Here is a 24,498-nt window from a genome sequence, read left to right as displayed (position 1 = left end):
AATATGATGGGAAAGGGGCTCAGACCATCAGGCGATTTTCGGGGGACGCGGCTCCAGTCGGGCTGGGAGGTTGATCAGCGGTGCGGCAGGCTCAGGCGTCAGGCGCGCGCTTACAAACGGACGTGACAACAGGGCTATAGCTTCGGCAACTGCTGGCAGGGTGGGTTGGCTGCAACAGGGCATCACGCTCTGCGGCGACGGCGTGGCAGGCTTGTGGTCCATATCCATGCCGGCCATGCTCTCCATATGGCAGGGCATGGGGGCTGCGTCCTCTGCCATGGCGGGCATGGCGCTGGTGGCTGTCAGGGAGAACAGCAGCCAGACGCAGGCCCACATCCCGGCAAGGAGGACGCGCAGGTGCTTCATGGCGTGGCGTCGGCCGTCGTACGACCAAAGCGCAGGCGGCCGAGTGAACGCGCCAGGTTGAGAATGATCTCTTCCGGTTTGGCGGGGAGCTTGGCCTTGAACTTCTCGAATTCCATAACCTGACCGATATTGCGATTGATCTGCTCAAGCTGGGCTTCGCGGCCACGGCTGAGGCGCGTCACCATCGCCGTGGTCAGGATGCCGCTGACGATCATGCGCTTGGAATAGTGATTCTCGTCGAGCGCCTTGTCTCCGGCCAGGCGCCAGATGATATCGGCAGTTTCCCACAGCAGGCGGTGATAGAGCGCGGCGTGCTGGGGCAGGGCGAAGAAGCCCATCAGGCGCGAGGCCAGTTTTTCGTGACGCGCCGCTTCATCGAGGCGCAGATTGAGCAGGAAGCCGATCTTGTCACGAATCTTCAGGGTACACAGTGATTCGGCGGTGGCGTCGCTGAGCAGGACGGCATCGTGTTCGCGCCAGAGAATCGCGGCGATATCGGCGGCGCCGTGCGGAGCGGTCAGGTCGCGCTCGCCTGCGCTAAGGCTTAAGCTGCGCGCGCCGGCCTCGACCGACATGCGGTTCAGGCCCAATTCGGGCACAAAACCCGCTACGGCATGGGCCAGGCGGATTTCAGCGGCTTTCAGATGGGGCAGGGGCGCAGCACTTGTCATGAGGCTTACAATAGGCGCTATATGGGCGCACGCCAAGGGGCTGGCTGGTAACAAAATGTCGCATGTGCGAACGGCTTTAAAGCCCGGGCATCGGCGGGAAGAATAAAAAAACAGCGAGAAAAACCCTTTTCAAGCGGGGTTCGGCTGGACATCCGGCATCGCCTCATGTATGGCCATGACCGATCTTCCTGCAGGCCTTCGGTTTGCGGGCACAGTTTTCTTTTTCACTATTGGCTGACGGGCCTACGCTACGGCGCTGGCGTTCCCCATCATCAGTCTACGAACCCTGAATGGAGAGATACCTTTTGGTACAGATTTTTGTCCGTGACAACAACGTCGATCAGGCTCTGAAGGCCCTGAAGAAGAAGATGCAGCGTGAAGGCTCCTTCCGCGAAATGAAGCGCCACGTTCATTACGAAAAGCCTTCCGAGAAGCGCGCCCGTCAGCAGGCTGAAGCCGTGCGCCGCGCCCGCAAGCTGGCTCGCAAGCGTCTGCAGCGTGAAGGCGGTCTGCCCGCTTCGCCGCCGCGTCCGGCCCGCGCTTAAGTTTGTTGCGGCAAGGCTTAAGGCGTTGCCCTCATCAAATGACAAGATATAAGAGCGCTGAAGGCATGGCTTTCAGCGCTTTTTGCTGTGCTTAAAGGATACATGTGCAATGGCCATCAGCCCCCACGATCATTCCGAATTGCCCGATCCTGCTGATCTCGGCATCCTGACCACGGCCATGCCGGCCGACACCAACCCTTCTGGCGATATTTTCGGCGGCTGGCTGATGTCACAGATGGACCTTGCGGCGGGCAATATCGCGGCGCGACTGTCGAAAGGCCGTGTCGCCACCATCGCGGTCGATGGCATGGTCTTCCTGACGCCGGTGCAGGTGGGAGACGAGGTGACGGTCTATGCCAAGGTTATCTCGGTCGGACGCACCTCGATGAAGATGAAGGTGGACGCTTACCGCCGTCCGCGCGAAGGCGAGGAAAAGACCCGTGTCACCGAAGGTATTTTCACCTTTGTCGGTATCGATGATTTCGGCAAACCCCGTCCGGTTAGGGCCTAAGCGCGGTCGTGGCGCGTCGGAATTCGTCCGAAAACTGTCTTTGCCAAGCGGGTTGAGATTGTGTTAACACTGTGACGATAGCCCTTTGCCATCCTGTACGGATGTTAGGGTGATATCGCGGATGTAGGGGTTATCTGCCATGGCGAAATCGTCGTTTACAGACCGTTTTCAGGATTGGCTCAGCGAGTGGGACGACGCCAAGACCCGCCAGGTTCTGGTCGTGGTGCTGGCGGTATTGTCCGGCCTGCTGATCGGTATGCTGGTCTATACGATCGCCAAATATGTGCTCGATCAGATGTTCCCGTTCCCGCCCGGTATCTACATGGTAGATGCCGAGCAAAAGGCCGAACTGATGAAGACGGTGGCATCGCAGGTCTTTATCATCATCCCGCTAACCTGGGTGGTCGGCACGCTGGTCGGTGGCTATTTTTCCGTCGTCATGGGCAAGATTGGCCAGTTTCCCGCCTGGATCGCCGGTATCCTGCTGACCGCCTATTTCTGGATCGACCTGCTGCACCTGCCGAACAACACGACGCTGTTCCTGCTTTGCCCGGTGCTGGCCGGCATTTGCGCCTTCGCAGGCGGCTGGCTCGGCATGTACATGGTGGCGCAGAAATCCGTGAAGGCCCAGGCCCAGGTTTAATGGCCCAGGTTTAATGGCTCAGGCTTAAGGCCTACTTCGGTGGCGTATCGAAGTGCGCGATGCTGGGCGTGGCGCTGAGCTTGATATGCGTCGCGCCAGCCATCTGTGACGGTACAAAATAGGGCGTGCCTGCCGGATATTCGCCAGCCTGTGCGGTGCGCGGCAGGGGCTTCTTTTGCCCGTTGGCGAAGTCGACCTCACCATTACCACCGCCGATGAAATAGACACGATCAAGCTTCGGCAGCATCAGGGCCAGAGGCCCCGCGATCTGGCTTGTGGCCGCATTACCCTGCTTGATGCCGGTGGCTAAGCCTGCAGCGTCATAGGTTTGGCTGTTCGGTTGGGTGGAGTAGGGGTGGATTTTGATACCCACACCGGCGCCTTCGGGACCGCTGATCTTGATCGTGGCGCCACTGTTCAACTGTTCGCGCGTCGGCAAGGGGCTCAGGCGGCCGCCCGCGCCGATCTGGATCGGCGTCGTCTTGCCAGCATGGGTCAGGGTGACATGCACCTTCGAGGGATCTGTGCGCTTGATACGCAGGGCGTAGTAAAGATTGACCTGGCTGCGTTGGGCGGCCGGCATATTCAGGAAAGCCTTATAGCCCGGAAAAACGTCGGAAGCGGCGGCCGTCTGTGTGGTGATACCGTTGGCGGTGACCGGCGGTGGCGCGGCCATGGCGGGCACACCAGCGCCCAGCAGGCTGAGCGAGAGCGCAAGGCCAGCGGATTTCGACAGGTTTTTCAAAAGCTTGGACATCGTTACCATCATCATCTTGCTATGACCTCTATCATAACCTGCCCGAGTATAAAAAGTTAAGGCTGAATGGGGCCTGAACGGGGTCACGGCTTGGCCTCGATCAGCAGTTTCGACGGCATTGCGTCGAAGCTGACGCTCGCCGCCGTGGGCCATTCCGCCGGCACATAGCTGATATGGGCCGGATGATAAACGCCCTTTTTGTCCTTCGTCGCGCCGATCAGGCCAAGGGCCCGGGTCGAGCCATCGGCCAATTTGACCTGTCCGGTGCTGACGCCGCGTATCTCGATGCGATCGAATGTCGGCAGGGCCATGGCCATCAGACCGGCCACCTTCTTTGAGCCTTTCAGCGCCTGCGTCACCGAGAGTGCCAGCGCCTTGGCGTCCATGGTCTGCGCCGGGGCCTGAGTGGGCAGGAGATCAAGCGCCACGCCGAACTTGACCCCGGCGGGGCGGCTATAGGTCAGTTTGCCCTTGAGTTGCGCGACGGTCGGCAGGGGCGCCAGATAGCCCTGAGCGTTCGGCACGATCTTCGCGCCATCCTGCAGGATCAGGGAAACCTGTTCGGCCTTGCCACCCTGCACCATCATCGTATAGGCCAGCCGAAAATGACTGCGCTCGGCCGCTGGCAGGCTGTAATAGTTGCTCAGGAAGGGAAACAGTTTCTCGGCCGGAACGCTTTTGCTTTCCGTCTCGGCGAAGGCGGCAGGCGCCAAGGCCAGAAAGGCGGCGGCGGTGGCGAGCAAGGCGCGACGGTGCATGAAATTTTCCCCAGATGATAGCAGGGACATAATCAGGTCATTGTGCAAAATTTAAGGCGCAACGAAGACCGTTGCGCCTTAAATTTCATAGATCTAGCAGCGACTACAGCCCTTTGACGATGCCTTCGACCATTTTCTTGGCATCGCCGAACAGCATCATGGTGTTGTCCTTGAAGAACAGCTCGTTTTCGACACCCGCATAGCCGGCCGACATGCCGCGCTTGATGAAGAGGATGGTGCGGGCCTTTTCGACTTCCAGGATAGGCATACCGAATATGGCCGAGGTCGGGTCGGTCTTGGCCGCCGGGTTGGTCACATCGTTGGCGCCGATGACGAAGGCCACGTCCGCCGTGGCGAACTCCGAATTTATGTCCTCCAATTCGAACACCTCGTCATAGGGCACATTGGCTTCGGCCAGCAGGACGTTCATGTGGCCGGGCATCCGTCCGGCGACCGGGTGGATGGCGTATTTCACTTCGACGCCTTCTTCCTTCAGCTTGTCAGCCATTTCACGCAAGGCGTGCTGGGCCTGCGCCACCGCCATGCCGTAACCGGGCACGATGATGACCTTCGAGGCGTTCTTCATGATGAAGGCGGCATCATCGGCCGAGCCTTGCTTGACGGGGCGCGTTTCAACAGCACCGCTGCCGGCGGCGGCGGTGTCTCCGCCGAACCCGCCCATGATGACGCTGAAGAAGTTGCGGTTCATGCCCTTGCACATGATGTAGCTGAGGATGGCGCCGGAGGAGCCAACGAGGGCGCCGGTGATGATCAGGGCGATGTTTTCCAGCGTGAAGCCCAGCGCCGCCGCTGCCCAGCCCGAATAGGAGTTGAGCATGGAGACGACGACCGGCATGTCAGCGCCACCGATGGGCACGATCAGGGTGATGCCGAGCACAAGGGCGATGACGAAGATGCCCCAGAAGGCCCAGGTGGCCAGGCCGTGTGTCACGATCAGGGTGACGATCAGCGCCACGACCGCGACGCCGAGGGCAATGTTGATCAGGTGGCGTGCCGGCAGGATGATCGGTGCGCCCGACATATTGCCGTTGAGCTTGGCAAACGCAATGACCGAGCCGGTGAAGGTGATGGCGCCGATGGCGACGCCCAGCGACAGTTCGATCAAGGATTGCGTCTTAATCCCGCCCGCGCCGTCATCGATGCCGAAGGCCTGAGGGGCATAGAGCGCGCCGATGGCGACCATGCAGGCGGCCAGGCCGACGAGCGAGTGGAAGGCGGCCACGAGCTGCGGCATGGAGGTCATGGAGACTTTCTGCGCAATGGTCATGCCGGCAATGCCGCCGACGGCGATGCCGCACAGGATGATGACGATGGTGACCGGATCGAGATCACCCTTGCCGAGCAGGCTCAGGATGGTGACGCCGATGGCGATGGCCATGCCAATCATGCCATAGAGATTGCCCTTGCGGCTGGTTTCCGGCGACGAGAGGCCGCGCAGGGCCAGGATGAAGAGGACGCCAGAGATAAGATAGGCGAGGGCGGATATATTGGCGAAATCCATTTACTTGCCCTCCACTTTCTTCTCTTTTTTCTTGTACATGGCCAGCATTCGGCGCGTGACCATAAAGCCGCCGAAGATATTGACCGCCGCCAGCGCCGAGGCCAATCCGCCCGCGCCTTTGGAAATCCAGACGCCTATACCCGCACCCTCCGCATGCGCGGCGGCAGCGATCAGGGCGCCGACGATGATGACCGAGGAAATAGCGTTGGTGACCGCCATCAACGGTGTATGCAGGGCCGGCGTGACGCTCCACACCACGTAGTAGCCGACGAAAATGGCCAGCACGAAAATGGCCAGACGGAAGATGGTGGGATCAACGGCTTCCATAGTTTTTCCTCTTGATCGGTGCGGTCGAGAAGGCGACATTGGCCAGACGGATCAGGCCCTGATCGTTATATTCAAAGGTCTCCGCCACGATGTGGCTCGACTGGTTGCGATAGACGAGCGTGTGGCCTTGCGCGCCGATGCAGTTGGCGATCGGCTCAAATTTCAGGTTAGGCACGCGCGGCAAGGTGCTGGAAACATAGGAATAAAAGGCCTGAATATCGGTCAGGACGCCGCGCTCCGACAGGCCGAGCTTGGCGACGAAGGGCGAGATAAACACCAGATTGTCGGCATAAAGATCGCAGATATTCTGCGCATCACGCGAATTCCACGCTTCGTACCATTCAGCGGCTTTTTGTTCGTAATCGATATGGGCCATCAGGCGTCTTTCAGATTGGGGTGCACAATGGCGCCGCCATGGGTGACGAGCGCGGCCTTGAGGATTTCATCCTCGGTATCAGGGGCCAGCGCGCCGTCTTTGCTGATAAGCAGGCCGACAAAGGCTTGCAGGTTCTTGGCATAGAGCGCCGAGGCATCGGTGGCGATGCTGGCGGTGATGTTCGACAGGCCTATGATCTTGACGCCATTGACGTCCACGATCTGATCGGCGACGCAGCCCTCGACATTGCCGCCCTGGGGGGCAGCCAGATCGATCAGGACCGAGCCGGGCTTCATACTGGCGACCTGCTCCTTGGTGACGAGGATCGGCGCGGCGCGGCCAGGAATAAGTGCCGTGGTGATGACGATGTCTTGTTTGGCGATGTGCGATGAGGTCAGGGCCGCTTGCTTGGCCTTGTATTCCGCCGACATTTCCTTGGCGTAGCCGCCGGCGGTCTGGGCGTTCTTGAACTCATCGTCCTCGACCGCCAGGAACTTGGCGCCTAAGCTTTCCACCTGCTCCTTGGTGGCCGGACGCACATCGGTGGCGGTGACCACAGCGCCCAGGCGACGCGCGGTGGCGATGGCTTGGAGGCCGGCGACGCCGACACCCATGATAAAGGCCTTGGCGGGCGCCACCGTGCCGGCGGCGGTCATCATCATCGGGAAGGCCTTGCCATAGGCATTGGCGGCTTCGATGACGGCGCGATAGCCGGCGAGATTGGCCTGCGACGACAGCACGTCCATGACCTGCGCGCGGGTGATGCGCGGCACGAACTCCATGGCGTAAGCGGAGGCGCCGGCCGAGGCGAGCGCGTTCAGCGTCTCTTTCTCGCGGTAAGCATCGAGCATGGCGATGACGATGGCGCCGGCTTTCAGCGCTGCGATCTCATCCTTGGCGGGGCCGCGCACCTTGAGCACGATATCGGCGTCCTTAAGGGTATCCTTCACGGTCTTGGCGATCGTGGCGCCGGCGGCCGTATAAGCCTCGTCGGTGATCGAAGCGCCAAGGCCTGCGCCAGTCTGGACTTTCACAGTTAAGCCCGCGGCAGTCCATTTCTTGACGGTGTCAGGCGTGGCGGCGACGCGGGTCTCGCCCGCGATCTGTTCCTTGGTAACGGCGAGGGTTAAGCCCACGATGGTTTCCTCTTTCTCGACGGCATCACTATCATTTTGATGCACCTGCAACGACCGGAGTCGCTTGTTTGTTAAGATGTTTGTTATGGGGAAATGAAGGTCAAGTCAAAGCCTTGTTACGCTCCGCGTGATCACACGCACGCCAAAGCCTCACCCACGCGGAAAAGCGGGCGAGGCCTTGTGTGCAGGATATGTCGGCTTTTTACGGCGTCAGATAACGCCAGCGCGCTTAGTGGCCCGTGTCAGGCTTCTTTTTCAGCATGACCCAGCCGAGACCGGCGACCACCACGCTCGACACCACGGCGGTGATAAAACCCAGCTTGGTGCTGGTCAGCACGATAAGGAAAACGAGTCCGACCGAAATCACGAGACTGCCCCACTTGGTCATGTTGACGAACAGTTCGAAGGAATGCTGGTGCTCATGGACATCCATCTCGCCACGTACATAATCGTCGGTCGAATGATCGTGAGGATCGGCCATGGAACTTATTCCTTATAGGGGCGGGTGCATCTGCCCTGTGAACAGATATCTTTGACCGATCCTTACAAAAGCCTGCTGATTTGGTCAATAGGGCGGTGCTGTGTCGTGCTTACTGGGTCGGATCAACCACCTTGCCACCGCTCCGGTACACCTCGCCGCCTTTCATGACGAAGGCCGGATGTTCCAGCGCGGTGACATCGGCCAGCGGATCGCTGGTGACACCGATGATATCGCCGTAGTGACCCACCTTGAGGCTGCCGACATCGGACTGCCAGCCAAGCGCTATACCGGCATTGACCGTGGCCGCCTGAATCGCCTGCAAGGGCGTGGCGCCGTAACGCACCATGACGGCGAATTGTCGGGCATTGTCACCATGCGGATAGATGCCAGCGTCTGTGCCGTAGATCATCTTTACGCCGGCCTTGAGCGACTTGCGGAAGTTCTCACGCTGGATTTCGCCGATATCGGCGTCCTTCTTGAGATTTTCCGGCAGGACGCCGTTTTTCGCGCCTTCGGACTGGGTGTAGTCGGTGTTGTAGATATCCATCGAGAAATAAGTGCCGTGCTGGACGGCCAGCTTGATGCCTTCATCATCGACCAGGCTCGCGTGCTCGATGGTGTCAACGCCGGCACGGATCGAATCGGAAATGCCCGATGCGCCGTGGGCATGGACGGCGACCTTCAGGCCGTCCATATGTGCCTCATCGACGATGGCTTTCAGTTCGGGCAAGGCCAGTTGCTGGGCGCCGGGCGTATCGCCGCGCGAGAAGACGCCGCCGGTGGCGCAGACCTTGATGACGGTGGCGCCATATTTCTTGAGCGTGCGGACGACCTTCACCCCTTCTTCGGGACTATCGACATTATAGGGTGATTTCTGATCCATTGATTGCGGGAAATAGGTTTCATCGCAGTGGCCGCCGGTGGCACCAATGGCGTAGGTGGCGGTGATCAGGCGCGGACCAGAGATATAGCCGTTATCGATGCCTTCGCGTAAGCCCACATCGTTGAAGAATTCCGAACCGACATTGCGCACAGTGGTGAAGCCGGCATCAAGCGTCTTTTTGGCGTTGGCAACGCCGACGGTCATCCAGAAACGATCCGACATCTGCAGGAAATTATAGCCGCTGTATTCCGGCGCCGAGTCGAGATGGACGTGCATGTCGATCAGACCCGGCAGGAGGGTGACGCCGGGGAGGTCGATCTTTTCGGCATCGGCCGGGATGGTGATCGCCCCTTGCACGCCCTCAGCCGTGATGCGGCCATTGGTGATGATCACGACCGGCCTGGCTATCACCTTGCCGGTTTCGACCTCGATCAGTTTATCCGCGGTGATGGCGACGGTTTTTGCCGTGGCGCCGGTGGCGAGAAAAGACAGCGCGGCGGTCAAAAGCAGACGGTGTTTCATGATCATCCCCAAGGTGGTAAACTTTGAGACGATCATGAAACTGTCATCCGTGCAAGCGCTTAAACCAGAGCCTCGAAGGCTTCGATCAAACCCTCTAAGCGGGCGCAGCCCATCTTCCAGAACGCCTTGTCGCGCGGGTTCATGCCGAAGGGCGCCAGAGCTTCAACATAGGTTTTCGTGCCGCCGCCGGCCAGTAGTTCGCGGTAGAGCGGGGTGAAGGCTTCCGGATTTTCCCGGCGTTTTTCCATCAGGGCCGAGACGAGCAGGTCGCCAAAGGCATAGGCGTAAACGTAGAACGGCGAGTGGACGAAGTGGCTGACATAGGCCCAGTAGACTTCATAGCCGTCATTGAGCTTGATTGCCGGTCCTAAGCTTTCGCCCATAACCTCAAGCCACAGGGCGTTGATCTGATCGAGCGCGACCTCGCCTTCCAAGCGGGCAGCGTGGAACTTTTCCTCGAAGCGGTGGAAGGCGATCTGGCGGATGACGGAGTTTAGGCCATCCTCTATCTTGCCGGCCAGTAGGGCCTTCTTCTCTTCCAGCGAGGCGGTGGCGACGAGATGCTCAAACACCAGCCCTTCGGCGAAGATGGAGGCGGTTTCTGCGAGCGTCAGCGGTGTGTCGGCCAGGATCGAGCCGAGCGGCTGGCACAGAGTCTGGTGGACGGCATGGCCGAGTTCGTGCGCCAGGGTCAGTACTTCGCGGCGGTCGCCGGTGAAGTTCAGCATGACATAGGGATGGCGGTTGGCCGTCACCGGGTGAGCATAGGCGCCGGAGGACTTGCCGGCGCGCGGCGCGGCGTCGATCCACGGTTGATCGAAGAAGCGCTGGGCGCGTTCGGCGAATTCCGGTCCCATCTTGGCGAAGCTGTCGAGCACGATCTTTTTGGCGTCAGCCCAGCTATAGTTTTTCTGCACATCCTGGGTCAGAGGCGCGTTGCGGTCCCAGAAATCGAGCTGCTTCTTGCCAAGGATCTTCGCCTTGATCTTGTAATAGCGGTGCGACAGGTTGGCATAGGATTCCCCGACGGCCTCGGCCATGGCGTCAACGGCATCCTTATCGACCTCGTTGGCGAGGTGGCGCGACGCTGCCGGATCTTCATACTTGCGCCAGCGATCCTCGACCTGCTTTTCAAAGGCCAGGGTGTTGAGCGTCAGGGCCAGCACGGGCGCATTGTCCCTGAGCGCGGCCGATAGCCCAACTGCCGCCGCCTTACGAACGTTCGCTTGCGGGGCGGAGAGGCGGTTCAGCGCCTCGTTGAGCGTCAGGGAGTCTTTACCGATCCTGACGCGCATCCGGGTCAGGGTCTCGTCGAACAGGCGCGACCATTGGCCGACCGCCGGCATACGCTCCAGCATCAGGCGTTCCAGGTCGGGCGTCAGTTCGTGCGGACGGCTGGCGCGGATACGGCGCAGCCAGGGCCGCCATTTTTGCGCCTTCGTGACCATCTTGAGGGCGTTCTCGATTTCCCAGTCTTCGAGCTGGTTCAGTTCGAGCGAGAGGAAAAGACTATCGGCCGAGATCATCGCAGCCTGGGTGCCGAGGTCGGACTGCATCTTGGCGATGCGGGCGTTCTCGCGGTCAATGGTTGATGCCAGCGTGGCATAGGCCAATGCGCCGCCCATGTCATCCATCGCCTTTTCGTAGAGGCTTCCGGCCTGATCGATCAGCAGGCCGAGGCGCTCCGCATTGCCACGCGCCGCCACGAACTGGCCTTGAAGTTTAGCCAGTTCCTTGACGTGGCCCTCGCCGCGCGCGAAATCCTCAGCGATTTTGGAATCTTCGGGGCCGCTGTACAGATCGGTGAGATCCCAAACGGGCAATTGGGTGGCGGAATCGAGGGAGGGGACATGTGTGTTCATGCCTGCGGACATAGCCATAAAGTCAACGAAAATCGAGAGGGTTTATGCGCCTTCCCTTCACTTCATGCTGATCGCCTGTTTGGGGAGAGCGTACAAAAACGGGACATTAACTATAGCTCTACACCTGATTTTCACGCAGATCCCTTAGGTTTGTCTCAAAATAAGCCGAAATCCGGACACCGGTGACGGCGAAATCAGACGATGGTGGATATTGATAATGGCGAAAACGATCCTGATCTGTGATGACGACCCGACGCAACGCCGCCTGATACAGGCCGTGCTGGAGCGCGAGGGTTTCTCGGTCATGCACGCTGAAAATGGCAGTCAGGCGGTTGAACGCCTGTCGCAGAATTCGGGCATCGACGCTGTCATTCTTGATCTCGTCATGCCAGGCCAGTCCGGCATTGATACCTTGAAGGAAATTCGCGCCGTCGGCATCCGCACGCCGGTGGTGGTGCTGACCGCTTCAGGCGGCATCGATACTGTGGTCAAGGCCATGCAGGCCGGGGCGCAGGACTTCTTCATCAAGCCGGCCTCGCCTGAGCGTATTCTCGTTTCAGTACGCAATGCCCTGCAGATGGGGGATATGGTGGCCGAGGTGGCACGCCTGAAGAAGCACACCGGCAACCGCATTGGTTTCGATGACCTGATCGGCACATCGGGCCCGATGGCTCTGGTGCGCCGCTTAGGCGAACGCGCCGCCAAGTCCTCGATCCCCGTGCTGATCCTCGGTGAAAGCGGTGTCGGTAAGGAACTGATCGCCCGCGCCATTCAGGGTTCATCCGAGCGCGCCGGCAAGCCTTTCGTGGCGGTTAACTGCGGAGCCCTGCCGGAAAACCTCGTTGAATCCATCCTGTTCGGTCACGAAAAGGGCTCTTTCACCGGCGCCTCCGACAAGCACCTTGGCAAGTTCCAGGAAGCCCACGGCGGCACCCTGTTCCTCGATGAGGTAGGCGAACTGCCGCTCGACATGCAGGTGAAGCTGCTGCGCGCACTTCAGGAAGGCGAGATTGATCCGGTCGGCTCCAAGCGTCCGATCAAGGTTGATGTCCGCATCATTTCGGCGACCAACCGTAATCTCGGTGATCAGGTCAAGGCCGGCGCCTTCCGCGAAGATCTGTTCTATCGCCTCAATGTCTTCCCGATCGAAGCGCCATCCTTGCGTGAACGCCGTGACGATATCCCGGCCCTGATCGATCACTTCGTGCGCCGCTTCAACATTGAAGAAGGCAAGCGCGTCACCGGTGTTTCCAGTGAGGCCATGCAGATGTTGTGCGCTTATGACTGGCCGGGGAATGTCCGCCAGTTGGAGAACACCGTCTATCGCGCCATCGTGTTGAGCGACAGCCCGTACCTGCAGGCCTTTGATTTTCCGGCGATCAGCGGCCAGGTTGCGCCAATGATGGCGCCGGCCGAAGGTCAGGTCGTGGCCCTCGGTCAGGCCGCTGCCAGCCTTACTGAAGAGCATCACGAGGCCCTGCATGACGCGCCGGTGCGTATCCTTGATGACGCCGGGCATCTTCGCAAGCTTGAGGATATCGAGCGCGACCTGATCGAACACGCGATAGGTGTCTATGCCGGCCACATGTCGGAAGTGGCGCGTCGTCTCGGTATCGGGCGTTCGACTCTGTATCGCAAGGTGCGCGATTGCGGCCTTGAGGGGCTGGTCAAGGAAGCGGGCTAATCGGCCTGGCTAGTGATTTTGGGCCTTGTCGCGGATACCGCCCAGCAGTTGCGCCTGTAGCTTGATCACCCGCTCGGGTGACAGATCGTAAAGCGCGATGATACCGAGGCCGGCGAAGGCCATGATGGCCGGCGCCAGCCCGGTCAGAAGGCGGATATTGTCGAGCAAGAAGGGTGTTGGCGCCTTGTTGCCGGCGTAGTCGACCAGCGCCCAGCCGATGATGGCGGCGGCGATGGCGGCGCCGACCTTCTTCGACAGCATGATCATCGAATAGGTCATGGCGGTGGCGCGGTAGCCGGTTTTCCAGGCGTTGTAATCCGCCGTATCGGCATACATGGCGAAGGTGAGGGTGGCGATGGTGCCAAAGGCCACACCGCTCATGGCTTGCAGCACGAACATCAGAATGATCTGGCCAGGCTGGCAAAAATAGAAGCCGAGACAGGCGAGGCCGGCGACCACAAGCATGATCGAAATCCATCTCTGGCGCGAGAGGACGCGTGCCAACAGCGAACTGACGGCGGAGCCTGCTGCCAGGCCAAGCGTGAAGGTCATGACGATATTGATGACCAGGTCAGGTCTGCCGGCATAGGATCTCATGTAAAAGGGGGCGACAGAGGTGTGCAGCATCGAGGCGACCATGACGACCCCGGCGAGCAAGAACAGAATGACCCACGGGCGGTTGAGGAACAGGTCACGCACATCGCGCAGTGGGTTGGGATTGGGCCGTGAGGTCAGGGCAAAACGCTCTTGGGTGTGCAGGAACAGGTTGATCAGTATGCCGACCACGATGACGCCGTAAATGGTCATGACGAACTGCCAGCCAAGCGCGTCGTTGCCACGACCGGCCCAGGTGACCAGTCTGGGCGTGGCCCATGTGATCAGGACTGCGCTCAGGAACGCGCCGCCAAAGCGCAGGCTCATAATCTGTTCGCGCTGGGTTGAATCGGGGGTAATGACGCCGGACAGCGCATTGTAGGCGGTGTTGGCGCCGGTATAGATCAGGTTGAGCAGGATCAGGCCGAAATAGGCGGCAAACAGCTTGCTGTCATGCGGGGCATTGGCCAGTGAGAAAAACAGGATGCCGGCAGCGGCCAGCGGCAGGCAGAGCCACAGAAACCAAGGGCGATAGCGGCCATAAGCCGTGTGGGTGCGGTCGGCTATGGCGCCGAACACCGGGTCAGCGAAGGCGCTGACGAGGCGCATGGTCACCAGTAGGGTGGCAATGCTGGTCAGGCTCAGCCCCACGACATCGCCGAGATAGACCATAATGAAGGCTGAGACCGGTGCCCAGTACATGTTGAACCCAACATCGCCGAGGCCATAGCTTATGGTTTCCCCAAGACGTACCGGTTCGTAGGCGTGCAGAGCGTCTTTATCAGAGGCTGGCGTCATGAGTGGTCTCGCGGCCTTGATTTAGACAGGCTGTAATCGATTTTTTGTCCGCAGGGGTTAAGGAACTCGTAAGGCCATTCTTCCCAAAAACTTTACTCAACCGGTGGAAGTTTCAAAAGCGGTGAAAACCATCTTTATAATCAACCGAATGTGTCGTTTTGTTGAGATCGCCTGTCAGGGGAATTTTTTAAAGGGGCTGGCCCCTTTGCCGGACTTTCGGTTAGGGTGGGGCAGAACCTTTAACCTGATGCCCCCCGGAGACCGCCCGATGATTCGCCAGACACTCTCTCCTGATCGCCGCGTTTTTCTGGCTGGCGCTACAGCCCTGGCGGGCGCTTCGGTCTTTGGCGCCGTACAGGCGGCGGAGGGCGATCTTAATCTGTTCGTCGGCACCTATAGTTCGGATGCGGCCAAGGGCATCTATCCGCTGATCTACACTTCGGCCACCGATAGCTGGACGCTTGGCGCGGCCCTGCCGGCGATCGAAAACGTTTCATTTGGCGCCTACAGCCCGGTTTCACAGCACTATTACCTGCTCAACGAAAAGGACGAAGGCCGCATCGGTATCTACGACAAGGCGTGGAACAAGACCTATGAGGTTTCCAGCCAGGGCGCTTCGCCCTGTTATGCAGCGCTCGATCAAAGCGGCGGCTATCTCGCTGTCGCCAATTATTCTTCGGGCAATGTCGTCGTGTACAAGATCGGCGCTGAGGGTGGGCTGGAGCAGCCGCCGGCCAATCGCCAGAATGCGGGCTCCGGACCGAACAAGGCCCGGCAGGAAGGGCCGCACGCCCACTGGGTGCAGTTTCATGGCGACTATATCTACAGCGTCGATCTCGGCACAGATCAGGTGCTGGGCTATAGTTTCGATGCTACGACAGGCGCGGTGGGGCAGGCTTTCGAGGCCTATCATGCGCCAGGCGGCGCCGGGCCGCGTCACCTGATCTTCCATAAGGATGGCGTTCACGCCTATCTGGTCACCGAACTGAGCAATACGGTGATTGTCTTGAAAGCTGCGAAGGATGGTCGTTTTGAAGCTACACAGACCATCACTACCTTGCCGGAAGGCTTCAAGGGCGAAAGCTTCTGCGCCCATATCGCGTTGAATGCGGCGGGTGACCGGCTTTACGCCTCCAATCGCGGGCATAACAGCATCGCGGTGTTTTCGGTGGCGGCTGATGGCCGTCTGGAACCTATTCAGGTGTCGCCGACGCTCGGCAACTGGCCGCGCTTCTTCGCTGTGTATGAAGATCATAAGCGCCTTGTCGTGGCGCACCAGAATAGCAACGATCTGGTCATTTTCGAGATCAAGTCCGATGGCACTCTGGCGCCGAAGGATCAAAAAATCGCCGTTTCCACGCCCGTCTTTATCGGCGTGTCTGCTTAAGGCTGTCAGGCGGGCACGACGTCTTTCATCGGGCAGTATTGCGCCAGGAAATGATCATGCGGCGGCATGGCGGCGACGGCCTTGGCGATGCTGCCTTTCAGGCCTTCCAGACCTCGGACGGCGTCTTCGCGCGGCATCAGCTTGCCAACGCCGTGCCAGCCGCGTGGCTCGATGCGTTGGCCGAGCAGGACCTGTACCCAGGAATCGACGCGGAACAGATCGTCCGGCGCCTGATAGGCATAGGCCTTTTCTCGGAACAGTTCGATACGCGCCGCTAAGGTGTCTGGCACGGACATGTTATGTCGGTCGTGCCAGAAGGCGCTGTCGTCGCGCTCGGTTGCCTTGTAGTGCAGAATAACGAAGTCACGGACGCGTTCCAGTTCGGCGCGGGCGGCCTGGTTATAACGATCGGTCAGGGCCTGAGTGATGCCGCTGAAGGGGAACATCTGCACCAGACGAGTCACGCCGATCTGGAACAGGTGGATGCTGGTCGATTCGAGCGGTTCGATAAAGCCGCTGGAGAGGCCAAGCGCCACGCAGTTCTTGTTCCACGACATTTTGCGACGACCAGTGGAATAAGGGATCAGGCGTGGATCGAACAGGGGCGGGGCGTCGAGCGCGCCGAGCAGGCGCGTGCGGGCGTCCTCTTCCGATAGATACTGGCTGCAATAGACCAGGCCATTGCCGACACGGCTTTGCAGTGGGATCCGCCAGCGCCAGCCGGCGTCGTGCGCAATGGCGCGGGTATAGGGCATAATCGTCCCGACGGAGTCGGTCTGCACGGCCAGGGCCCTGTCGGTGGGGAGCCAATGGCTCCAGTCGTCCCAGCCTGTTTTCAACGTCTGCTCGATCAAAAGACCACGGAATCCAGTGCAGTCGATAAACAGGTCGCCTTCGATGGTGGCGCCTGAATCCATAACAAGACCGGTGAGGAAGCCGGATTTAGCGTCCTGTTCAACGCGGGCGATCTTGCCTTCGATACGCCTGACGCCGTTGGCCTCGCTTAGCTTGCGCAGAAATTGTCCGTAGAGCCCGGCATCAAGATGATAGGCGTAGTTGATCGTGGCCTTTTCCGAGGTCTGGAAGCGGCCAGCCTTGGCGGCCTGCAATTCCAGGCAATAGTCGCCCAGATCGCCACCGTAGCCATCAGCCCTGGCTTGCAGCCAGATATGATGGAAATCGGCCATCCAAGGCGAGCGGCCAATGGTGCCGAAAGCGTGGAAATACTGATCTTGCTCGCGCGCCCAGTTCTCGAAGGAGATACCGAGCTTGAAGGTGGCGTTTGTGGCGCGCATGACCTCACGCTCATCGATGCCGAGAAACCGGTGGAAGGTGCGCACGGTCGGGATGGTGGATTCGCCGACACCGACCGTGCCGATATCCTCGGATTCGACCAGGGTGATGTCGAGCAACGGACCGATCAACTTGCTGAGAGCCGCCGCCGTGCACCAGCCGGCTGTGCCGCCGCCGGCGATGACCACCTTCTTCACGCGCTGTTCGTTCATGTCGATTTTCCCTTATCGTTTCTTTTATCGGTTTAGGCGGTTAAGCAGCATGGCACGCAGGCGTCGCGCCTTCATATCGTCCAGTGGCCCCAGATTACCCCGCGCCGCTTCTGGCAGGTGCGCGCCGGCGCGCTCAGCCGGTCCGAAGACGTAGTAGTCGAACAGGTTGCGCCACGCCGCCTTCTCAGCATCCGGCCGGTCGCGCAACGAGAGCAGGGCGTGCAGCAGGGTGTTCATCGGGGTGTCCATGTAGGTCGGTGTCGTGTTCCACCAGTAATTGATCAGAATATTGAAGGAATCGAGCGCCTCGACGTGATGCCACCACATGGCCGGATAGAACAACAGGTCGCCGGGTTCGAGATCAGCGACCTGACCTGCAGCCTCAGCTTCGCGGAAGCCGGGGTAGCGCGTGTAATCGGGATATTGGAAATCAACCATGCTGATCACCTGGCCGCCGGGGGTCGGTTCCAGCGGACCGGGATAGAGGTTGTCCACCTGTTCGGGGGGGAAAAGCGTGAAGCGACGGTGGCCGGCCACACATACGGCGAGATTGTGCGACATGTCGAAATGCGCCGTGGCGGTGGTGCGATTGCCGATCCAGATGCTGGCGATAACGCTGGTGAACATCGGGTGACTGAGGTCAAGATCGTTCTCGGCGCGCAGCCCCGGCAGATAGGTGTCGAGATCGGTCGAGCCGAGATAGAAGGACGGCGGCGCGGGGTCTGCGAGATGGTCGGCTATCTGATCAAGAAACGCGTCAAGCAGGACGCGCTCGGCCTTGAAGTTCAGGGCCGTTACCTCATCATTGTAAAAGAAACGGCCGTAGATTTCCGGTGCGCCAGTAAATCCAGTGACCGGACGCCCCTGATAGAAACCCTTGAGCTTATCGATGGCGTTCTGTGGCGAGGCGCTGCCTGCCTGCACCAGCCCCCAGTCACGCGCCACGCCTTTAAGGATGACCGGCGACTGCATCGCTAACAGCTCATCGTAAGGGATGGCGTCGGGCGCGATCCCCTCGAGAACCTTGGTCTTGGTCGTTATATGCACCATGGCCTACAGCTTACGCGTTTGTTCAGGCGGGTAAAAGAGCGCGTTGGCGGTTCTTCATCTCGATCAGCCGCGACATATTGCCCATGGAGGTCAACACGCAGAAAGCCAGAGCGAGGAAGCCGGCAGTGTTGAGCTTTTCGAGGGTAGCGCCCTCAAGCTGGCTCAGGCCGTCCGAACTGATAGAAAAGAAGCCTGGCAGGCTGTACTGCGTCGTTTCATCGAGGCGGATGTTGATCTCCACCGGCGCGATGAGACCGGCTGTTTCAAAGGCCGTGAACATGGCATGGCTGGCTTCGGCCCCGACATGCAGCGTGCGCAGGGTCTGGACGACTCGCTCAAGCGCCGGCGAGTGGCCACCATGCGGCTGGAACAGCGGGGCGCCTTCGCTGCGGCTGATGCGCGGATGGTCGAGATCGACCATGATCATCGGTTCTGTGACGCCGCTTTCCTGCTCACGCAGGCCAATGCGGAACGGGCCGCGCGCCTGAATGGCCGGAATATAACGGGCCTGCCAGCCCTTGTCGTCGAGGTAGAGGTTTTCGTCGCGATCCAGTCCCAATAGGGCAAAGGCTTGAAACGTGCCGTTGTCCGATCGACGGAACAGGATCGGGTATTCGCGCTGAACCTCTGCGAACTCGGTCGGGAAGACCAGCGCCATATTCACCTTGTCGCCCAAAGCCGCGGAATGGCCGCTGATCAACCTTAAATCATGGTGCTCGACATTATCGAGCAGGACGGTCTGGGTCATTTTTTATCATCCTCACTGTTCTGACTTACCTTACGAAAAAAGGCCGCGGCGAACCGCGGCCTTTCCCGTGACGGTATTAAGCGTCGATTGTATTAGAACTTGTAACGCAGGCCAAGCTGATAGCGTGTGTCCAGTTCCTGGGCGTAGATGAAGTTGATATCATCGCGGCCGTGTTGACGAATGTGTTCCTTGTTCAGGTTCAGACCGTCGAAGGTGAGTTGGAGGCTAGGTGTCAACTGATAGCTGACCGCGAGATCCACCACGCCGAAGGGCTCGACATAGGTCGGGTTGTGGGCTGTACCGTCGCGGTTTGCGCCGCTGATGTACTCATCGCGCCAGTTGTACGACAGGCGTGCCGACAGGCCGTTCTTATCGTAGATACCGGTGATGTTGTAGGTGTTCGACAGACCGAGCAGCGGGAACTGGACGGTGTTTGTATCGGCGGCCGTGTTGTCGAACTTGATGTCGCCGTCAACCGTTGTCAGGCTGCCCGAAACACCAAAGCCGGTGTCACCGAAGAAGTGCTGGATGGCGAATTCGAAGCCATGCAGGTTAGCATTCTTGTTGTTGACCGGGATGCTGGTGACGAAGGTATACAACGGATCAGTAGAGTCAGCCGTAATATCGTAGGTCTTCAAAACCTGATCGACGAAGGTTTGATCCAGGTTACCCGCGCCATTCAGATGGGACTGATATTCGCTCGTGGCGGCGGCCGAATTGCCGTTGTTCTTGATGATCAGAGCGGTCATCGTGAACAGGTTCACATCCGTGGTGCCTTGGCCGATATTGCTTAGAGCCGTTGATGCAGCGCCCGAGCGCGTGCCCGGACGACCGGAGGATGGGTCACGCAGACCGAATTGATCCGAGTTGACCGAACCCCGACCAACGAAGTTGGCGATGTCCTTGTTGTAGAAACCAGCCGAAACATAGCTGGATGGACCGTAATACCACTCGACCGAGAAATCGATGTTGCTCGATTCCAGCGGAAGCAGGTCAACATTGCCCTTGTTCGCTGTCGGGTTCACGCCGTTAAGCGTGGGGCGCGGCGGGCCGCCAACCGTAGTCGTCAGGAACATGTCGCTGAACGCGGGACGCGCGATCGTCTTGGAGTAAGACGCACGAGCGATCACATCGTCACGGACATGCAGCGTGACATCAAGGTTCGGCAACCAGTTATCGTAGCTGGCCTTTTGCGCAAGTGTAACAACGCCGCCGTTGAAATCGACAGTGGTGTCGTTGTCCGCCGTCCAGCGAATGGCGGTCGGCAGGCTTTGAACAGCCGAGGCGTCGATATCGGTCTTTTCATACCGCAGACCGGCAACGATGCCGGCTTCCATACCGAGCAGATCGCCCTTCATCTGGAATTGGCCGTAGATCGCCTTAACATTTTCTTCGATCGTGTTCGATGTCAGAGCGGCTGTTGGGATCGTGGTGTTATAGCCTTTGGCGAGTGCGTTGTAGATATCCAGAGCATTGCCGCGGAAGGCGATATTGGATTGGCCAGGCGTGAAGTCCTGGAAGAGTGCGCCGATATCGTAGGTCTGGACAAGACCAGGAGCATACAGGGCCACGTCGCCCGGATTGCCGATACCCCAGTCACCCAGAGCCTGATAGGTCTGGCCGGTCGTGGTTTCCATCTTGCCTTTCAGCAGATCGATGCCGAAATCGAAGCGGCTTTCGCCTTCAAGATCATAGGCGAAATTGGCCTTGAATTCGTCGATCTGGTGAGTCTGGCTGTTCGTAACCATGCGACCGACCTGCGAACCCACATCGCCCAGATCCAGCTTGCCGTTGTTGTTGCCGCGATAGCCAACGATCACCCGCGAGGTGCCGGGGAGAAGGTTGCCGTTTGCATCAACAATAACATTGTCATTGGCGTCAACGAGTTTGCCGGCAGAATTGGTTTTGTAAACCGGATTGCTGTCATTGATCGTGAACTTCTGGATAGGGATATCGCCTCGGAAATCGACCGAGTGCTCAGCGATGACAGGAGCACCAAGAGCGATCAGAACGGCGCTGGTGCCATTCGGATTGCCCGGCAGAGACTCACCCTTCGAGCTATGTGCATCGAAAGTCACGCTCATCTTGTCGTTAATTGTCCATTCGGCATTCAGACCGAACGAGGTGAGGGTGTCCTTGGTGCCGCGCAGAGCCTGCTCGAAGCCCATATCCTTGGTGCCGTTTTCATTTTCCTGCATGTAGACGGCGTTATAGATGCCAGAGGCACCCTTTTCGAAGGTGATCTTATCGAACGGACGGTTGAACCAGTTGCCGGAGTCGGCGCGTTGTTCGCTGGCCGTATTTTCAGAATAAAGGGCGTCAGCCGTGAACAGCCAGTTTTCCGCCGGGCGCCATTGAATGGTGGCTTGCAGATTGGTGCGCTTCGTATGGGCATCATTAAGCTGATAGCGGCTGTCGTTGCCGTAAGAGACCTGGGCGCCGTCGGGCGGACGGTTGGTGATCTGGGTCAGCAGGTTGCCGTTCGAATCGTAACGCAGACGGCCGCTGGACTTAGGCAGGAAAAGCGAGCAGTCGGGTTGCGCGGTCGGGCAGGTGGCGAAGTAGTCGATGTTCCAGGCATTCTGGGTCGCCGAACGGGTAGCGATATCCTGTTCGGAATAGGCGCCGAACAAGGAGACACCGAAGGTTTTCGAGTCGTTGGTCCAGCTATAGGCGCCGGAAACTTCCGGCGTGAAATCCTTGCCGTCGACCATGTTGTCGCCGTGCAGGGCTTTAACCGACAAGCTGCCGCGATGACCTGCCTGGGTGATCGGACGCAGGGTCTTGATGTTCAGGGTGGCGCCGATACCGCCGGAAGCGATATTGGCCTTACCGGTCTTGTAAACTTCAAAACCGCTGATGCCGTCAGAGGCAATATTGCCGAAATCGAAGTTACGTGTGCCGCCGCCGTTGAAGTCTGTGTCACCGCCGACAACCGAAACGTTTGCGGTCGGCATGACGCGGCCGTTCAGGGTAACGAGGTTGAAGCCGGGGCCGAATCCACGAACTGTGACTTCTGAACCTTGGCCGTTAACGCGGTTGATGGACACGCCTGGAACGCGCTGGACCGATTCCGCCAGGTTGGTATCTGGATACTTGCCGATGTCTTCCGCGGAGATGGCGTCGACAACGCCGGTGGCGTTCTTCTTGATGTTCATCGAGCGTTGCAGCGAGCCGCGGATGCCGGTCACCACGACGACGGTTGACTCGTCTGCCGGTGCAGCCGTGGTCGCGTCCTGCGCGAACACGGTGCTCGTCATGGCGCCCAGGGCCAGCGTCGAAACGCTGCACAGGACAGCCTTACGCATAAGGCCCCCAAATTTATTGGTCATTTTCTTCTCCCATTGGTTTTCTTTAATCGCTACCAAGTACGCCGGCACTGTTATGTTTACATGCCTGTTAAGCAGGCTTTTGAATACACAAAGATTTTGACGCACTCTCTCATGTCTGAAACCGCATTTTCGGCCAGGCACGAACTCTTTACAAAAGCGCTTGAAGCGGTATGTGCCCCTGGCGTTTCATTCCCGTTTTGAAATCTTCGACAACCGAGTCGCGATTTCCTTATGTTGATAACGCTATCATGACAAGGTTGTCAGTTCAAATGTGGAATATCGTCAAACGGGAACTTTACCAGTGGTTGTTGTATATATATGACAGTTTACATGCCTGACATATTTGAGGAAGGGGTTACCTTTTTTAAGACCTTGTCACGCTGTCGATCTGCACGATCATGTCGAATACGGGTTTGAGCACGCGAGCGAGAGCGGTATGATCCGTGTCGGTCGTGTAGAGACCGCGTACTGTCATGCCGTCAGCAATAATGCGCAGCATGTCGGCGCGGGCATCGAGTTCGACGGGACTGAGGTCTGGCGAAGCGGTAATTTTTACCAGCGTAAGGATAAGCTCGCGCTCTATAGCGGCGGATCGGCGTACAATGGCTTCGACCTTAAGATTACGTGCCGCTTCTGCATAGATCTCCAAGGCCAGGGCGCTGCGTTTGCGTTCGTGCTGGCGGGAGATAAAGGAGATCGCATCATCAAGCGACTTGTCGCGCTCGCCACTTTCGGCGCGTAACAGGTATTCTGCCACGTCGGTGCGCAGCTCGGCGATCAAGCGCCACAATCGCCTCGATGATGGCTTCCTTGTTTTCAAAGTGACGATAGATAATGCCCACACTCATCTGCGCCTGCTTGGCGGTCTCGGACATGCTGGCGCCGTGAAAGCCGTGGCGCAGAACGCAGGCGATCGCGGCCTCCAGAATTTGCTTTTGCCGGGCTTCGCGGCTCAGGCGCGGGCGTTGGGTCTTAAGTTCAGCGTGGATAACGCTCGGCGCCGATCAGGACCTCCTCCGTCTGGCCCGCGAAACCCTGGCGACGCGCGAACAGGATTACCAGCTTTCAAAGCGCCGGTTCGATCTGGGAGCTATGAGTGAGATCAACCTGCGCAGTCTTGAAGTTTTGACCGAGAGGGCGCGTGGCGATGTGGCGCGTTACGAATCTCAGGTCAACTAGGATCGCAATGCCCTTGTGCTGCTGAGCGGTGCAGAGGTGCCAGATGCTGATCTGCCCTCAGGCCTGCCCGATGACACGGCGATCCTTGCAGAACTGCCGGCAGGGCTGCCATCGGATGTGCTCATCCGGCGCCCGGACGTCTTGAGCGCCGAGCATAATATCAAGGCGGCGAATGGTAGTATCGGCGCGGCAAGGGCAGCTTTTTTCCCGAGCATCAGCCTGACCGGGTCCACGGGCTCTAGCAGTGGTGATCTCGACGGACTGTTCAAATCAGGCACGGGAAGCTGGAGCTTTATACCTTCCATCAGCGTCCCGATCTTTGCCGGCGGCGCCAATCGCGCCAATCTCAAAGGGGCGGAGGCCTCGCGTGACATCGCTGTCGCCTCCTATGAGAAGACTGTTCAGACGGCCTTCCGTGAGGTGGCGGATGCTCTGGCTGTCCGCGCCACCATTGACCGTCGTTTCGATGCCGCCGACAAGGCCGCTAAAGCTGCAGACATCAGCCTGACGCTGGTGCGGGCACGCTATAGAAGCGGCATTGACAGCCTTCTCGACCAGTTGGACGCTGAACGCACCGCCTATGCCACCGAACAGGGTCTGATCTCGATTCGTCAGGCGCGCAGCGTCAACCTGATCACGCTCTACAAAGTGTTGGGCGGCGGATCTGGCAACTAACTGTCAGGCGTAACCTGCGGTTTGTACGGCGCGGCTTCATAGCCGCGCCGTTTTGCGTCCTGTGGACGGTGCGATACACGCCCCTATGATACCTTATTTTTGTTGGACGCACGTGCGGGCTGTGTTAGGTCTCGGGCAGGTGTAAAATACACCCTTGCGGACCTGTGAGTCCCTGGCTGTATGCCG

General features: G+C 59.2%; 24 protein-coding genes. 6 read left to right on the top strand and 18 right to left on the bottom strand.

Going from position 1 to position 24,498, the window contains the following annotated elements; genetic code table 11:
* Nucleotides 1-27: 27 nt before the first annotated feature.
* The gene (locus B060_RS0111230) at nucleotides 28-366 is read right to left on the bottom strand and encodes a hypothetical protein (protein WP_018081885.1); all 339 of its coding nucleotides are present in this window, start codon (nucleotides 364-366) and stop codon (nucleotides 28-30) included.
* Nucleotides 363-1,037: a COQ9 family protein gene (locus B060_RS0111225; RefSeq protein ID WP_018081884.1), complete on the bottom strand. Its 675-nt coding sequence runs from the start codon at nucleotides 1,035-1,037 to the stop codon at nucleotides 363-365. The genes B060_RS0111230 and B060_RS0111225 overlap by 4 nt, the downstream gene beginning before the upstream one ends.
* 305 nt (nucleotides 1,038-1,342) lie before the next feature.
* On the opposite strand from B060_RS0111225, the gene rpsU reads away from it, so the two are divergent.
* The 3 genes from rpsU (at nucleotide 1,343) to B060_RS0111210 (ending at nucleotide 2,736) form a co-directional block, all read left to right on the top strand.
* Complete coding sequence (gene rpsU, locus B060_RS0111220) at nucleotides 1,343-1,582, top strand: 30S ribosomal protein S21 (RefSeq protein WP_023447359.1); 240 nt, start codon at nucleotides 1,343-1,345, stop codon at nucleotides 1,580-1,582.
* Between the two features lie 109 nt (nucleotides 1,583-1,691).
* On the top strand, nucleotides 1,692-2,093 hold the full coding sequence (locus tag B060_RS0111215) for an acyl-CoA thioesterase (protein WP_018081882.1): 402 nt from the start codon (nucleotides 1,692-1,694) through the stop codon (nucleotides 2,091-2,093).
* A 139-nt stretch (nucleotides 2,094-2,232) separates the two neighbouring features.
* A complete protein-coding gene (locus B060_RS0111210) occupies nucleotides 2,233-2,736 on the top strand; it encodes a hypothetical protein (protein WP_018081881.1) in 504 nt (167 codons plus the stop codon).
* Nucleotides 2,737-2,767: 31 nt separating this feature from the next.
* Here the strand turns inward: B060_RS0111210 and B060_RS0111205 are convergent, their stop codons facing one another.
* The 9 genes from B060_RS0111205 to B060_RS0111165 all read right to left on the bottom strand — a co-directional run bounded on the left by B060_RS0111205 (nucleotide 2,768) and on the right by B060_RS0111165 (nucleotide 11,360).
* Nucleotides 2,768-3,493 (bottom strand): hypothetical protein, encoded by a 726-nt coding sequence (locus B060_RS0111205; RefSeq protein ID WP_155847790.1) that lies wholly within the window; start codon nucleotides 3,491-3,493, stop codon nucleotides 2,768-2,770.
* 83 nt (nucleotides 3,494-3,576) lie between these two features.
* Entirely contained in the window at nucleotides 3,577-4,251 is a 675-nt protein-coding gene (locus B060_RS0111200; RefSeq protein WP_155847791.1) for a hypothetical protein, read from the bottom strand.
* Between the two features lie 103 nt (nucleotides 4,252-4,354).
* Nucleotides 4,355-5,773 carry an NAD(P)(+) transhydrogenase (Re/Si-specific) subunit beta gene (locus B060_RS0111195; RefSeq protein WP_018081878.1) on the bottom strand — a complete coding sequence of 473 codons (1,419 nt, stop codon included), beginning with the start codon at nucleotides 5,771-5,773 and terminating at the stop codon, nucleotides 4,355-4,357.
* Nucleotides 5,774-6,100 carry a proton-translocating transhydrogenase family protein gene (locus B060_RS0111190; RefSeq protein ID WP_018081877.1) on the bottom strand — a complete coding sequence of 109 codons (327 nt, stop codon included), beginning with the start codon at nucleotides 6,098-6,100 and terminating at the stop codon, nucleotides 5,774-5,776. It abuts the gene before it with no gap.
* Nucleotides 6,087-6,476, bottom strand: coding sequence for a nuclear transport factor 2 family protein (locus B060_RS0111185; protein ID WP_018081876.1), 390 nt, complete (start codon nucleotides 6,474-6,476; stop codon nucleotides 6,087-6,089). The genes B060_RS0111190 and B060_RS0111185 overlap by 14 nt, the downstream gene beginning before the upstream one ends.
* On the bottom strand, nucleotides 6,476-7,612 hold the full coding sequence (locus B060_RS0111180) for a Re/Si-specific NAD(P)(+) transhydrogenase subunit alpha (protein WP_026172764.1): 1,137 nt from the start codon (nucleotides 7,610-7,612) through the stop codon (nucleotides 6,476-6,478). Before B060_RS0111180 ends, B060_RS0111185 begins: the two co-directional genes overlap by 1 nt.
* Before the next feature lie 229 nt (nucleotides 7,613-7,841).
* Entirely contained in the window at nucleotides 7,842-8,093 is a 252-nt protein-coding gene (locus B060_RS0111175) for an aa3-type cytochrome c oxidase subunit IV (protein ID WP_018081874.1), read from the bottom strand.
* Nucleotides 8,094-8,202: 109 nt separating this feature from the next.
* Nucleotides 8,203-9,504, bottom strand: a complete 1,302-nt coding sequence (locus tag B060_RS0111170) for a Xaa-Pro dipeptidase (protein WP_018081873.1) — start codon at nucleotides 9,502-9,504, stop codon at nucleotides 8,203-8,205.
* 53 nt (nucleotides 9,505-9,557) lie between these two features.
* Nucleotides 9,558-11,360 carry a M3 family oligoendopeptidase gene (locus tag B060_RS0111165; protein WP_051081061.1) on the bottom strand — a complete coding sequence of 601 codons (1,803 nt, stop codon included), beginning with the start codon at nucleotides 11,358-11,360 and terminating at the stop codon, nucleotides 9,558-9,560.
* Nucleotides 11,361-11,577: 217 nt separating this feature from the next.
* On the opposite strand from B060_RS0111165, the gene B060_RS0111160 reads away from it, so the two are divergent.
* Nucleotides 11,578-13,044: a sigma-54-dependent transcriptional regulator gene (locus B060_RS0111160; protein ID WP_018081871.1), complete on the top strand. Its 1,467-nt coding sequence runs from the start codon at nucleotides 11,578-11,580 to the stop codon at nucleotides 13,042-13,044.
* 9 nt (nucleotides 13,045-13,053) lie between these two features.
* On the opposite strand, the gene B060_RS0111155 is transcribed toward B060_RS0111160, so the two are convergent.
* Nucleotides 13,054-14,436: an MFS transporter gene (locus tag B060_RS0111155; RefSeq protein ID WP_018081870.1), complete on the bottom strand. Its 1,383-nt coding sequence runs from the start codon at nucleotides 14,434-14,436 to the stop codon at nucleotides 13,054-13,056.
* Nucleotides 14,437-14,704: 268 nt separating this feature from the next.
* Here B060_RS0111155 and B060_RS24300 point away from each other — a divergent pair, with 268 nt between their 5' ends.
* A complete protein-coding gene (locus B060_RS24300) occupies nucleotides 14,705-15,823 on the top strand; it encodes a lactonase family protein (RefSeq protein ID WP_018081869.1) in 1,119 nt (372 codons plus the stop codon).
* A gap of 5 nt (nucleotides 15,824-15,828) precedes the next feature.
* Here B060_RS24300 and B060_RS0111145 read toward each other — a convergent pair whose 3' ends face one another.
* From B060_RS0111145 to B060_RS28430, 6 genes are all read right to left on the bottom strand, one after another.
* The gene (locus tag B060_RS0111145; protein ID WP_018081868.1) at nucleotides 15,829-17,328 is read right to left on the bottom strand and encodes a tryptophan halogenase family protein; all 1,500 of its coding nucleotides are present in this window, start codon (nucleotides 17,326-17,328) and stop codon (nucleotides 15,829-15,831) included.
* A gap of 24 nt (nucleotides 17,329-17,352) precedes the next feature.
* Nucleotides 17,353-18,378 carry a cupin-like domain-containing protein gene (locus tag B060_RS0111140; protein ID WP_018081867.1) on the bottom strand — a complete coding sequence of 342 codons (1,026 nt, stop codon included), beginning with the start codon at nucleotides 18,376-18,378 and terminating at the stop codon, nucleotides 17,353-17,355.
* A gap of 22 nt (nucleotides 18,379-18,400) precedes the next feature.
* On the bottom strand, nucleotides 18,401-19,126 hold the full coding sequence (locus B060_RS0111135) for a SapC family protein (RefSeq protein WP_018081866.1): 726 nt from the start codon (nucleotides 19,124-19,126) through the stop codon (nucleotides 18,401-18,403).
* 92 nt (nucleotides 19,127-19,218) lie between these two features.
* Nucleotides 19,219-22,458, bottom strand: coding sequence for a TonB-dependent receptor (locus B060_RS0111130; RefSeq protein WP_018081865.1), 3,240 nt, complete (start codon nucleotides 22,456-22,458; stop codon nucleotides 19,219-19,221).
* Nucleotides 22,459-22,822: 364 nt separating this feature from the next.
* Nucleotides 22,823-23,239 carry a hypothetical protein gene (locus tag B060_RS24295; RefSeq protein WP_155847792.1) on the bottom strand — a complete coding sequence of 139 codons (417 nt, stop codon included), beginning with the start codon at nucleotides 23,237-23,239 and terminating at the stop codon, nucleotides 22,823-22,825.
* Nucleotides 23,163-23,384: a helix-turn-helix domain-containing protein gene (locus B060_RS28430; RefSeq protein WP_425303991.1), complete on the bottom strand. Its 222-nt coding sequence runs from the start codon at nucleotides 23,382-23,384 to the stop codon at nucleotides 23,163-23,165. Before B060_RS28430 ends, B060_RS24295 begins: the two co-directional genes overlap by 77 nt.
* A 268-nt stretch (nucleotides 23,385-23,652) precedes the next feature.
* Here B060_RS28430 and B060_RS24290 point away from each other — a divergent pair, with 268 nt between their 5' ends.
* Nucleotides 23,653-24,312 carry an efflux transporter outer membrane subunit gene (locus B060_RS24290; RefSeq protein ID WP_018081863.1) on the top strand — a complete coding sequence of 220 codons (660 nt, stop codon included), beginning with the start codon at nucleotides 23,653-23,655 and terminating at the stop codon, nucleotides 24,310-24,312.
* The last annotated feature ends 186 nt before the right edge of the window (nucleotides 24,313-24,498 follow it).

The sequence above is a fragment of the Asticcacaulis benevestitus DSM 16100 = ATCC BAA-896 genome (genome assembly GCF_000376105.1).
Classification (GTDB): domain Bacteria; phylum Pseudomonadota; class Alphaproteobacteria; order Caulobacterales; family Caulobacteraceae; genus Asticcacaulis; species Asticcacaulis benevestitus.
The sequence above is the reverse complement of the archived record's forward strand: the minus strand, read 5'-3'. Positions and strand labels throughout refer to the sequence as shown.